Below are 12,783 nucleotides of genomic sequence, written 5' to 3' on the forward strand. Positions count from 1 at the left end.
CTTGTCCGTTGTACCGCTGCAAACCCGCCAAACCAATCCGATGACCCTGTATCTGGCGCGCCTGGCTCCCTCCAGTCAGTTGACCATGCGCTACGTTTTGCAGGATGCGGCCGACCGTCTCGGCTTTGAAGACATGAATGTCGAGGATATTCCCTGGCACGCGTTACAACCTGAAGATGTTGTTGCGCTGGTCGCCGCTTTGCGCGAAGACAACTACGCGCCGAACACTTCTTCGCTTTATGTAAACGCTGTGCGCGGGGTGATGAATGAAGCGTGGCGCATGAGCCTGATCTCTCAGGATCACTTGTTGAAGATGCGCTCGGTCAAAGCCATTGCCGGCACGCGTCTGTCCCGAGGGCGCAACTTGAAGCGCACCTTGATCCACGAATTGATGGAAGTGTGCGCCGCCGATCCGCGTCCGCAAGGCCTGCGCGACGCGGCAGTGATTGCGCTGTTGTACGGCACCGGCATGCGTAAGTCGGAGTCGGTGGACCTGGACTTGAACCAGGTCGACTTCACTGAACGCAGCCTGACCGTCACCGGCAAAGGCAATAAACAACTGATCAAATACGCGCCGGCGTGGGCGTTCGCCAAACTCGATGCGTGGCTGGAACTGCGTCGTTCGCAACTCAAGGAAGGCGAGAGTGACGATGCCTTTCTGTTCAACCGCATTCGTCGCGGCAGCCACATCACCCGTGAGCGCATCACCAAACACGCGATCTATTACATCGCCCGTCAGCGTGGCACGCAGGTCGGCGTGAAAATCATGCCCCATGACTTCCGGCGCTCGTTCATCACGCGGGTGATCGAGGAACATGATCTGTCGATCGCGCAGAAGCTCGCGCACCACAGCAACATCCAGACCACCGCCAACTACGATGTGCGCGATGACAACGAGCGGCGGCGCGCGGTGGATCGTTTCGATCTCTGATCAGGAAACCGCGAAGACGTGCGCCGCACCGAGCACCGATAACTGCACGTCGCTGCCGGCCGGTGGCGCGTGCATGCCGGAGCTGCGAACCAATAGCGACCTTCCGGTGGCCTGATGGAGTGGCGAGCGCAGTTCGACGGTGAGGGTGCAGGTGTTGCCGGCGAAGTCGCGTTCGGTGACCACGGCGGGACAGCCCTGGGTGCCGGACATCGCGTCGGACAGTTGCAATTGTTCGGGCCTGAGCATGATCTGCGCGTTACCGATGAAACCGTTGCTGTTCACCGGCACCTGGCCGAGATCGCAGTGGGCCAGACCGGACTCGATCCGCGCTGGCATCACCACGGCCTCGCCGAGAAAGTGCGCGGTCTGTTCGTCGTCGGGATAGCGGTAGAGGTCCATCGGATGCCCGGACTGCACCAGTCGACCGCCGCGCATCACCGCCAACTGATCGGCGAATGACAGCGCTTCGCCCTGATCATGCGTGACCAGAATCGTCGTGACACCCGCGTCCTCGAGCAAGCGCGCAACCATTTTGCGCATGGCGCTGCGCAGACCGGTGTCGAGGGCCGAGAACGGCTCATCGAGCAGCATCAGTCGCGGTTGTTGCGCCAATGCCCGGGCGAGGGACACCCGTTGCTGCTGGCCGCCGGACAGCTCATGGGGCCAACGGTTGGCCATGGTGGCGTCCAGCGAGACGCTGTCCATCAACTCCTGGATCCGTTGCTCTCTGGCGGTGCCGGTCAGCGCAAGGCCAAAACCGATGTTGGCGGCGACGGTCATGTGCGGGAACAGCGCGCCGTCCTGCGGTACGTAGCCGATCTGCCGTTGATAAGCGGGCACGGCGTGAGTGCTGTCGACCAGCACCTGACCATTGAGCGTGAGGCTGCCGGCATCGGGAAATTCGAAACCGGCAATCATCCGCAGCAGCGTGGTCTTGCCGGAGCCGGACGGACCGACAATGACCGTGCGGCTGCCGGTCGGCACCGACAGGCAAATGTCATCCAGCGCTTTCTGCGCGCCAAAGGACTTGTTCAGGGAAATCAGTTCGAGTGCGTTCATCGGCCAGCGGTGCGCCTGGATTGGTGATAGAGAATGGCCGTCAGCGGCAGCGAAAGCAGGACCATCAACAGCGCGTAAGGCGCGGCTGCGGCGTAATCGATTTCGCTGGTCATGGCCCAGAAACCGGTGGCCAGGGTGCGGGTGCCGTTGGGCGCGAGCAGCAGGGTCGCGGTCAGTTCATTGGTGATCGCCAGAAACACCAGCGCGGCACCCGCTGCAGCACCCGGCGCGGCCAGACGCAGGGTGATCAGCCACAAGGCGCGCAGCGGTGAGCGGCCGAGGCTTTGCGCGATGTTTTCCAGCTCGACCGGTGCCTGGGCGAAACCGGCGCGCAGACTGACCAGCGCACGCGGCAGGAACATCAGCAGATAGGCGAGCAGCACGGTGATGGTGGTCTGGTAGATCGGCCGGGCGAAGTGGATGGTCACGGTGACCAGTGCCAGCGCCACAACAATTCCCGGCAAGGAACTGGTGATGTAGTTGCAGCCTTCAAGCAAGCGCTGCAATTTGCCCGGCGCACGAATCGACAGCCAGGCAATCGGAATCGCCGCCAGACTGGTCAGCAGCGCACCGGCGAGGCCGAACGACAGGGTCTGCAACAAGGCGGGCAACAGTTCGCCACCGCCCCAGACCTCAACGCCTCCGGCAATCAGCCAGCGGCCCAGCGTCAGCAAGGGCACGCCGAGGGCGAGCAGGCAGGTCAGCCCTTGCAGGCTCAGCCCGAGAATCACGGTGTAACGACTCAGCAGTACGCTGCGTTGTTCGCGCGCGCTGCCGGAACCCACGCGGGCATAGCGCGCCTTGCCCCGGGCGGCGGATTCGACGGTGAGCATCGCCAGGCAGCACAACGCCAGAACGCCCGCCAGCATGTTTGCCGCCGGGCCGTTGAAGGTCGATTTGAACTGATCGAATATCGCCGTGGTGAACGTGTCGAAGCGAATCATCGCGTACAGGCCGTATTCGGCCAGCAGATGCAACCCGACCAGCAATGCACCGCCACAGATCGCCAGACGCAACTGTGGCAACACTACGCGGAAAAACACCGCCCAAGGCTTGAGGCCCAAGGATTCGGCAACGTCCTCAATCGCCGGGTCGAGGCGACGCAACGTCGCCGCCACCGGTAGATAAAGGAACGGAAAATACGCGATCACCGACACCAGCACACCGGCCGGCAATCCGTGAATGGAAGGAATCAGGCTGACCCACGCATAGCTATGGACGAATGCCGGCACTGCCAGCGGCGCCACGGCCAGCAATGACCACAGGCGTCGACCGGGCAGGCTGGTGCGTTCGGTCAGCCAAGCCAATGCGGTGCCAAGCAGAATGCACAGCGGCAACGTGATCAACACCAGCAGCACGGTGTTGATCAGCAGTTCAGCCACCCGTGGGCGAAACACCAGCGCCTGGATAGTCGCCCAGCCCGTCGCCCATGACACACCGAGCACAAACGCGATCGGCAGCAGTGACAACAGCGAAACACCGATCGCCAAAGCGACCACCCACGACCCCCCGCGCCCGGTGAGGGCGCGGGTTTTCAGTGGCAGGCGGACGGACGAGGCCACAGCGACCTGCGCAGGAAGGGTTTCAGGCAGCACTTACAGGATTCCCGCCTGGGTCATCAGCTCGACGGCTTTCTTGCTGTCGAGTTTTGACGCATCGACTTTTGGCGCGTCGAGATCCTTCAGCGGCGTCAGTTTCGGATTGGACGGCGCGCCCTTGCCGACGGCGTATTCAAACGAGGTGCCGCTGTGCAGGATCTCCTGACCTTCTTTGCCGGTGATGTATTTGACGAACTTCTGCGCCTCTTCCTGATGTTTGCTGGAGGCCAGCACGCCAGCGCCGGAGGTACTGACAAACGCCCCCGGATCCTGATGCTTGAAGTAGTAAAGCTGGGTGTTCTTGCTGTTTTCGCCGGTCTTGGACTGATCGACGAAGCTGTAATAGTGGTAGATCACGCCGCTGTCGATCTGCCCGGCGTTCACCGCTTTGAGCACGGCGCTGTTGCCGCGGTACATGGTGGCATTGTTTTTCATGCCTTTAAGCCAATCGAGGGTGGCGGCTTCGCCTTTCTGCTCCAGCACAGCCGCGACGATGGCCTGGAAATCAGCGCCGGCCGGTGAGGCAGCCCAGCGGCCTTTCCACTCCGGTTTGGCCAGATCGAGCAGGGATTTGGGCAGGTCTTTTTCCGCCAGTTTCGCCGGGTTGTAGACGAACACGGTCGAACGCGCGGCGATGCCGATCCACTGGCCATGGGCCGGGCGGTATGCCGCATCGACTTGTTCCAGCGTGGCTGGCGCGATCGGGGCGAACAGCCTGGCGTTGTCGACCAGCACCATTGCCGGGGAGTTTTCGGTGAGGAACACGTCTGCCGGCGAGGCCGTGCCTTCCTGAACGATCTGGTTGCCCATTTCGGTGTCGTCGCCATTGCGAATCGTCACCGGAATACCGGTTTCTTCGGTGAAACCGGCCACCCAGGCTTTGGTCAGGCTTTCATGCTGGGCGTTGTAGACCAGCAGGCCAACGCTGTCGGCGGCAAACGCCTGACCGGCACCGAGCAGGGCGGTGGCGAGCAATGCGCGTTTCAGAAAGGATGGGACCTTTGCATTCATAACGGTGACGCTCCTGATTTTTTAGACGTTATGGGCAGGCATTCGCCGGCAGACTTCAATGCGAATGATTTGCAGATATTCAGCCGCAGGCAATGTAGAGAGGCAAATGAGAAAAAAACGTCAAACAAACCGTTAATACATGTCATTGCCATTCAGATTAGCAGCGACTCGGTGACGCGCGGTGGCCGTGCGTCATTCCGCGTCAGGTGTTCAGGAGGGATTGGGCAGGTAGGCGACGCTCTGGTCCTGGTGGCCATGGAAAAGCTGTTCGCCGCGGGTGGGCGTGGTGGTGATGACGCGGTGATCGGCGCTCAGGTAGGCGAGTGGCAGCGGATCACCACTGCGGTACTGGGCAACGATGATGGTGCGTTGCGGGTCCCAGTGTTGACCGCTACTGCGTTCCAGCCATGCCAATAGCGTCGCGCTGTCACCGTTGCGTGGGAAGTCGGCGGTTTCAGGGACGTAGTAGAAAGGCGCACCGCCGGTTTGCAGGTACATCGGCACTTTGTTGTCGACCTCGACCATGACCATTCGCCACTGATTCAACGGCGCCTGCCGACTGGCCTGTTCACGCACGACTTCGCCGAAGCGGATCACGCCGCCTCCGCTGTTGGTCCACGGATACAGCACGCCGAGCACACCGGCCATCATGACCGTGGCGACCGCAAAACCGACTTTCAATCCACGCCCTTCGAGGTTGCGCGCGGCCATGCGCCGGGTGATCCACCACGCACCGAGCAGTTGCGCAAATGGCACCAGAGGCAACACGTAATAACTGCGCCGGCTGCCGCTGGCGGTGAAAAACAGCAGTAACAGGCCAAGGCCTTGAATCAGCCTGCGGGTGTCTGGCTCGATGTCTCGCCAGTTGCGCAGCGCCACCCATAGCGCAATGAGCCAGCACGGCGCCCACGGCAGGGTGTAGACCGGCAGATACAACAAATAGGTGTAAATCGGGCCGATGTTGTCGAACGGCTGGAAAAACCGCACGACGTTTTCCCGCAACACCAGGCCCAGACCGCTTTGCCGATAGTCCGGGGATCCATAAATATGCGAGAGCAGAAACGGCAATCCATAGAACGCTCCGGCGATCAGCAGCGCGGCACACAGACGCAGGTTGAGGTGGCGTTTCCAGCGGCCGTTTTGTAAAAGATGCGGCAACAGCAGCAGTCCCGGCAGGATGAAACCGATCAGCCCCTTGAACAGCGATGTCAGCGACAACAGGCCGAAAAACACCACATAGCGCCAGAGTCGCGTGTCGTCCGGCCCTCGCCAATACCACCACACCGCTGCGAGAACACCGCAGACGGTGAGGATGTCGGCCGTCGCAACCCGCGCCCAGAAGATGAAATAGAACGTGGTCGCCAACATCCATCCGGCAATCAGCCCAGTGCCTTTGCGAAACAATTGCTCACCCAGCAGATACACCAGCCATACGCTGAACCATGCCGAAATCACCGACGACAAGCGCAATGACCACGGCCCCAGGCCTGCGGTCAGCCAGGATAACGCGGTGATCAGCCAATACGACAGCAATGGCTTGTCGTAGTACGGATCGCCCTTCAGATACGGGTCCAAGTAATCACCGCTTTGCAGCATCTGCAAAGCGATATTGGCCCAGCGGGTTTCCGCGCCCCAGAGTTCACGACTGCCCAGCCCGAGCAGCAGCATCAGCGCAGTCGCTGCGAGGAGAATCCATAACGCCCTGCGTTCTTTGGCCGTCGAAGTCATGGCTGACGCTTGGCGAAAATGTAGATCTGCAGATTGCCGCGCTGGTAATGCTTGCCGTCTGCCGGCAACAACTCGATTTCCTGGGCCTCCTGAGTGCTGTTAACGCGCATCACCACGCCGACCGAGCCTTTTTTGCGCGCTTCATTCATCCATTGGCCGACGTCGTCCAGACCGACTTTGCGTGCGGCCATCGCCGGATCCTCGAGGCCGTATTTCAGTTCACCGACGGTATTGAACAGATCCACTTGCGGCCGCTGCAAACGCCACGCCAGCGCCGACGCTGCGCCGAGGTCGTTACTCAACAGCGAGGACGTTTCGCTCAAGGCTTGCTGATGCTCGGCAATAAACTGGTCGGGCATTTTGCTGTCGACGATCTGCGCCGGCATGGCGGCGGGCAACAGGGCAATCAACAGGCCGATGCCGAGTGCCGGCATGGCCCACATCGTCAGCGGCCGCATGATCTGCAGGGCATTGGCGATGATCCAGCCGATCAGCACGATGAACACCAGCGACAGGCTGAACATCTCGGTGTTTGCATAGAGTTCCTTGCGCGCTTGCAGATAGATCAGCGCAATCAGGGCAACGCTGCCCAGCACGGTATTGATCACCCCGTTAAAGCGCAGAACCTGCGGGTTGCGCTGCTCCAGCCAGTTGACCACGGTGTAGCCCATCAGCAGTCCCAGCGGAAACAGGCACGGCATGATGTAAGTCGGCAGTTTGCCGCTGCTCAGGCTGAAAAAGATCAGCGGCAGCACAAACCACAACGCCAGAAACGCGGTTTTTGCCTCGCGCTTTTCACGCCAGGTACGAATCAGCGTCGACGGCAACAGCAGCGCCCATGGCAACGTCGCAGCGAACAGCAACGGCAGATAGAACCACCATGGCCGTGCGTGCTGGGCATCATCGCCGGCAGCAAAACGGCGGATGTGTTCATGCCAGAAGAAGAATCGCCAGAAGTCCGGTTCGCGCACGTGCACGGCCAGCGCCCACGGCACGCTGACCAGCGCGGCGACCAGCACAGCCACGGGGCCATAACGTAGCAGTTCGCCGAAACGCCGTTGCCAGATCATGTAGGGCAGGGCGATCAGCACCGGTAACAGCAGGGCGAGAAAGCCTTTGGTCATCAGGCCCGTGCCGCAGGCCGCGCCCAATAATGCCCAACTGCCGAGACGCGCCCGGGTCGTGGAACTGTCGATGGCAAACCACACCGCCACCAGACTGAGGTTGACCCACAAAGTGAACTGCGGATCGAGGTTGGCGTAGCCCGCCTGGCTGGCGATCAGGCCAAAGCTCATGTACAGCAAGGCGCAGGCAGCGCTGATGCGCGGGTTGTTCCAGAGCCTGCGCGCCAACAGCCAGGCGAGCCAGATGCTCACGCCCGTGCTGACGGCCGAAGCGATGCGCACACCGAACAGGTTGTCGCCGAAGATCGCCTGACCGATGGCGATCATCCAGTAGCCGGCAATCGGTTTCTCGAAGTAGCGAATGCCCATGAAATGCGGCGCGACCCAATTGCCGCTCAGGAGCATTTCCTGACTGATCTGGCCGTAGCGGGTTTCGTCGGGGATCCACAAACCGTGGGTCATCAGCGGCAGCAGATAGAACAGCACAAAGGCCAGGATCAGCCCGGGGATCGCCCAGCGTTCGATCAACGATGGGGATTGAATCAAATGACGGGCAGCGTGGCGCAACGGAGGGGTATCGGACGTCATGACTGGGCCTTGTGGCGAATACAAAGAATCCGGCTTAAATTCTCGCGTTAGTGGGTGCTGTTTATTACTTGTGAGTAACGTTTAATGCCTGCCAGTACTGCGTATTGATAATGCCCAGCACGGTAAGTTTTTTCTGATGATCAATTCTTACGAGTAAGGTACTGCCGTATTCGGCGGCAATCGCATGGGGGAAGCCGGTCTGCTTTTCAAAGTCACTGATGCAGCCACTGTGGGTGACCAGAACAAGATTTTGCTGCGCAACTTTGCGCGCGACGATTTCATCGCGCAGTGTCGGGCCGCACGTGGCCAGCCAGTCCTCGGCGCGGGCGTCGTGGCCGAACATGTAATGCGCGGTTTGCGCTGTGCGCGTCAGCGGGCTGCTCAACACCACGGCTTGCTGCATGCCCAGTTTCACGAAGCCTTGGCCGACTACATGCGCCGCAGTACTGCCCACTTCGGTAATGCCATCTGCCGGGCCCAGACAGGTATTGCTCGAACGATCGCAACGTTCGGTGTGCCGCACCAGGGCAACGACTTCACCCGCCTGCCAGGCATTGACCCATTCGGCGGTGGTGTTATGTCCGGCGTGATCAAGGTCGGTCGGCGAGCGAGGCCACCAGACAAAACCGCTGACCAGAATGGCCATCGCCATGACGCAGGCCAGCGCAATCCATAGCCGAAAACGTGGCGTACGCCGATACCGCAATAAATGTTTCAACTGAAATAATTGCGCCACAATGTTGCCTCTTTAAACGCCAGATAGTTCATTCAATGCAACGCAAGGCTTGGGCAGCGAGCAACTTTACGATTGTTTACTTGAATGCAGGCTGAACACTACGTTCAAGGTCGTCGGGGCGCGGTGAAGAACATGTGAAAAAATTGCCAGAAGTTGTTGCGGGTAACTAAAGCGGCTATTTGATAAATAAACTCAAATGCTGTTTTTGTTTATCCGGGGTCTTACCAGGGCGCCACCATTGCGGTGAAGCTCAACGCTGTCGAACAACGGAGCCACGCAAACGCATGGATCTCAAGCAAAGCCTGACAAAACGGATCGTGATCGTGTTTGCGTTGATGAGCGCGCTCGTCGCCGGTGTGTTTGCAGCGGGAATCGTCGCGACCGTGCATGTGGTGGAACGCAAGTTGACCACCACCACGCTGAGCGGCGGCCTGCACCGCTTATTGGCGATGGACGACATCAGCCTCTGGAGCCACACGCCGGAAAAAAGCGAATTGTTTTTTTTCGAGGGCGGCCAGGGGCCGTTGGCGCTGACCCGGCAACTGGCGGCGCTGCCCTTGGGCTTTCAGGAAATCAAATTCCACGGTGATGCCTTCTACGCCATGGTCGAAGCCGTCGGCGGGCGCAAATACGTGCTGCTGCGCGATCAGGAAAGCCTCGAACAGCGCGAGCATCTGCTGTTTATCGTGGTGATTGTCGGGTTCATCCTCAGCGTGATTCTGGCGATTGTTCTGGGCCGCTTGCTGGCACGACGGGTCATGGCGCCGGTGATTCGTCTGGCCCGACAGGTGCGCCATCGCGATCAACTCATTGAGGTGGCGCCGCCATTGCACCCTGATTACGCCGCCGATGAAGTCGGTGAGTTGGCGCTGTCGTTCGATCAGACGCTTGGACGCCTGCGTGCTACCTTGAGCCGCGAAAAACTTTTCACCAGCGACGTCAGCCATGAACTGCGCACGCCGTTGATGGTGCTGACGACGTCCTGCGAGTTGCTGTTGGCCAATCCGTCGCTCGATCCCCGCTCTACGGCGCAAGTCAGCCGGATTGCCCGGGCCAGCCACGAGATGCGCCAATTGGTCGAAACCTTTCTGATGCTGGCGCGCAAGCCTGAAGAAGTCCGCGTGCAGTCCACGTGCACCCTGAAGGAAATCGCCGATGCCCAGGTTGAAGTCTGGGGGCGATTGATCGGCGAAAAAGGTCTGGAGTTTATCTACGATCCGCAATACGTCGGCGTGGCGCGCTTCAATCTGACCTTTCTGCAGTCAGTGATGGGCAACCTGTTGCGCAACGCCTGGCATTACACCGACCACGGTTTTGTGCGACTGACTGTGCAGGAAAACAGCTTCGTGGTCGAAGACAGCGGCATCGGTATCCCGGAAGAACAGCGCCATGCGATGTTCCAGCCCTTCGTGCGCGGTGACGAACAGCGCGGAGAAGGACTCGGTTTGGGGCTTTCGCTGGTGCAGCGGATCTGCAGCCAGCAACACTGGCAGGTGCAGCTCACCCCCCGTGAACCCAATGGCTGTCGTTTCACGGTGACGCTGATTCAGGAGGAGGGCGGACAGCCACGCGGATTGCCGGCGGCCTGACTGATCAGCGCAGCCAGGCGTTTGACGTTGTTCTGCTGGGCGTTGACCAGTTCATCGATGCTCGGACCCGAGGGGGTTTGCAAGATCGAGCGGCAGGTCAGCAGGCCACTATCGGTCGCCCCTGATGGACGCAGGCGCCATTTGGCGTCGATCAAGGCGTATTGACCCGGAAGCGAATCGAAGCGCTGCACCTCGATGCGTACCGAGGTAGTGCCCTGGCCGCCGGTATTGCTCAATTGATCGCTCAGCGCACCGCGCAGCTCATCGGCAAGTGTCGCGCCCCACCAATCGGTTTCCAGAATCGCCAGGCCGCTGCTGCCTTGGCGGATGACGATTTGCGCACGGTCGACCTGTGGCGGAACACTGAGGGCTTCGATCGGAATCTGCGCGCCGGCGCCCTTACTGCTCAGTTGCACCGGGGTCAGCGTGTGAAAGCTGATCGGGTCGCTGCGGCACGCGCCCAGCAACATGAAGGCAGCGAGCACGGTGATCTTCAGCGGTAAAGCCATGGGTTAGCTCCTGTGCTCAATTGCGTGGCGGTCCTTTCAGATCCAGTGGCGCGGCGTTATCGGGGCGACCGCGGATCAGCGACTCAGGATGCCGGCCCAGGTAATCCGACAGCTCACGCAGAGAACGCGACATGCGCCCGAGTTCATCGAGGGTTTCCGTGAGTTTTTCGCGTTGCGGCGAATCTTCGGCCAGGGTCGAACTGGCGGACTGCAAGGTCTTGCTGACGTCGGCGAGGGTGCTCTGCACACCCGGCAGGGTCTTGGCGTTGAACTGGGTCAGGCCTTTGCGCAGCTCGATCAGATTGCTGTCGAGGTTGTTGGCGATGCGATCAACCGGCAGCTTGTTGAGCTTGTCGACCACGGCTTCGAGTTTTTCCTGCAGTTGTTCGAGGCTGCCAGGCACGGTCGGGAGAACCACCGGGCGAGCGGTCGGATCGAACGCGACTTTCTCCGCTTTCGGGAAGAAGTCCAGTGCCACGTACAACTGGCCGGTCAGCAGGTTGCCACTGCGCGCCTGGGCACGCAGGCCATTATCGATGAAGGTGCCCAGCAGGCGGATGCCGGCGGCTTCGTCGTTGGGGTCGTGCTTGAATTCGGTGAGCATTTTTTTGTAGGCCTGACCGAGACGCTGCGGGTAAATGACGATGCCGACGTTAAGCGGGAAGGTGCGTTTTTTTGCATCGAAATCCAGGTTGATGCCCACGACTCGACCGATTTCCATACCGAGGAACTCGACCGGCGCATCGACCTTGAGTCCGCGCAGTGACTGTTCGAAACGCAACACCATGTATTGCGCCTTGCCATTCGGTGGGGCGAGGGCGCTCTGCTGGTCGGCGAACAGTTCGAAATCCTTGTCGTCGGCGGCGGCCACATCGTTGGGACTGTAATCCGGAGCACGGAACGCAATACCGCCCACCAGCAGGGTCGACAGCGATTCGGTCTTCACGGCAAAGCCATTGGCACCGACATTGATGTCGATGCCGCTGGCATTCCAGAAGCGGGTGTTTTCGGTGACGAACGCGTCGTTCGGCGCGTGAATGAACACCTCGATATCGACCCCTTTGCCTTCGGGGTTGAGGGTGTAAGTGACGACCTGGCCGACCGGAATCTTGCGGTAATAAACCGGCGAACCGATGTCCAGTGAGCCGAGATCCGGCGCGTGTAGCATGAAGCGCTTGCCGGGTTCGCCATAGGTGATCGGCGGAGGATTTTCCAGACCCTTGAAGTTCTTTGAGCGGCCATTGGACTGGCCGACGTCGGCGCCGATGTAGTCACCGGATAGCAGGGTGTCGATACCCGAAACGCCGCCGGCGCCAATGCGCGGGCGCACCACCCAGAACTGTGAATCTTCGCGGGTAAAGGTTTCCGCCTGTTTGGACAGTTTGATGGTGGCGTCGACGCTTTTCTGGTCGCCACTCAACTCGACATCCGTCACTTGACCGATGACCACATTGCGATATTTGACTTCGGTCTTGTTGGCCGTCAGGCCGCTGCCGGTCTTGAAGTTGACGATGATCGCCGGGCCTTCCTGCATCAGGTTGTGCACCACCAGCGAAATGCCTACCAACACCGCCACGATCGGTACGATCCAGACGAGTGAAATGCCGAACCGGTGGGTTTTGACGGGGGCTTGGCCTGGCGCTCGTGGCTCGTCGGCGGCTGACGACTTCATCCATGTCCTCCTCGATTGAATGGGCACTGAGCGTCAGGAACGCAAAAGCACCCCATCAATATAGAAGTGCTTGGCGATAGAGCAAATTCTCGGAGGATGTGAGCCCTTGCCCGTTGATCGTTCCCACGCTCTGCGTGGGAATGCAGCCCGTGACGCTCCGCGTCACTGGACGCAGAGCGCCCCTTGAGGCGTTCCTTTGCTGCGTGTGGGAACGATCAGATTGAGCTGTCAGTGCGGT

10 protein-coding genes are annotated in these 12,783 nt (G+C 60.3%); 2 read left to right on the forward strand and 8 right to left on the reverse strand.

What is annotated here, in order from left to right:
* The first annotated feature begins 40 nt into the window (after window positions 1-40).
* Complete coding sequence (locus P3G59_RS14750) at window positions 41-931, forward strand: tyrosine-type recombinase/integrase (protein WP_277762159.1); 891 nt, start codon at window positions 41-43, stop codon at window positions 929-931.
* Here P3G59_RS14750 and P3G59_RS14755 read toward each other — a convergent pair whose 3' ends face one another.
* The 6 genes from P3G59_RS14755 to P3G59_RS14780 all read right to left on the reverse strand — a co-directional run bounded on the left by P3G59_RS14755 (window position 932) and on the right by P3G59_RS14780 (window position 8,691).
* Entirely contained in the window at window positions 932-1,990 is a 1,059-nt protein-coding gene (locus P3G59_RS14755; RefSeq protein WP_277757799.1) for an ABC transporter ATP-binding protein, read from the reverse strand. It abuts the gene before it with no gap.
* Window positions 1,987-3,534 (reverse strand): iron ABC transporter permease, encoded by a 1,548-nt coding sequence (locus P3G59_RS14760; protein ID WP_277762160.1) that lies wholly within the window; start codon window positions 3,532-3,534, stop codon window positions 1,987-1,989. The genes P3G59_RS14755 and P3G59_RS14760 overlap by 4 nt, the downstream gene beginning before the upstream one ends.
* A 51-nt stretch (window positions 3,535-3,585) precedes the next feature.
* Entirely contained in the window at window positions 3,586-4,599 is a 1,014-nt protein-coding gene (locus tag P3G59_RS14765; RefSeq protein WP_277757800.1) for an iron ABC transporter substrate-binding protein, read from the reverse strand.
* A 210-nt stretch (window positions 4,600-4,809) separates the two neighbouring features.
* A complete protein-coding gene (locus P3G59_RS14770; RefSeq protein WP_277757801.1) occupies window positions 4,810-6,327 on the reverse strand; it encodes a glycosyltransferase family 39 protein in 1,518 nt (505 codons plus the stop codon).
* Entirely contained in the window at window positions 6,324-8,039 is a 1,716-nt protein-coding gene (gene arnT, locus P3G59_RS14775) for a lipid IV(A) 4-amino-4-deoxy-L-arabinosyltransferase (protein WP_277757802.1), read from the reverse strand. Before arnT ends, P3G59_RS14770 begins: the two co-directional genes overlap by 4 nt.
* A gap of 64 nt (window positions 8,040-8,103) precedes the next feature.
* Entirely contained in the window at window positions 8,104-8,691 is a 588-nt protein-coding gene (locus tag P3G59_RS14780; protein ID WP_277762161.1) for a histidine phosphatase family protein, read from the reverse strand.
* A 368-nt stretch (window positions 8,692-9,059) separates the two neighbouring features.
* Here P3G59_RS14780 and P3G59_RS14785 point away from each other — a divergent pair, with 368 nt between their 5' ends.
* Window positions 9,060-10,364, forward strand: coding sequence for a HAMP domain-containing sensor histidine kinase (locus P3G59_RS14785; protein ID WP_277757803.1), 1,305 nt, complete (start codon window positions 9,060-9,062; stop codon window positions 10,362-10,364).
* Here the strand turns inward: P3G59_RS14785 and P3G59_RS14790 are convergent.
* Both P3G59_RS14790 and P3G59_RS14795 read right to left on the reverse strand, forming a co-directional pair.
* A complete protein-coding gene (locus tag P3G59_RS14790) occupies window positions 10,322-10,873 on the reverse strand; it encodes a PqiC family protein (protein ID WP_277757804.1) in 552 nt (183 codons plus the stop codon). The two genes, P3G59_RS14785 and P3G59_RS14790, sit on opposite strands and share 43 nt — an antisense overlap.
* Window positions 10,874-10,889: 16 nt before the next feature.
* Window positions 10,890-12,545, reverse strand: coding sequence for an MlaD family protein (locus P3G59_RS14795; RefSeq protein WP_277757805.1), 1,656 nt, complete (start codon window positions 12,543-12,545; stop codon window positions 10,890-10,892).
* Window positions 12,546-12,783 lie beyond the last annotated feature (238 nt).

Source organism: Pseudomonas sp. A34-9 (assembly GCF_029543085.1).
Lineage (GTDB): Bacteria > Pseudomonadota > Gammaproteobacteria > Pseudomonadales > Pseudomonadaceae > Aquipseudomonas.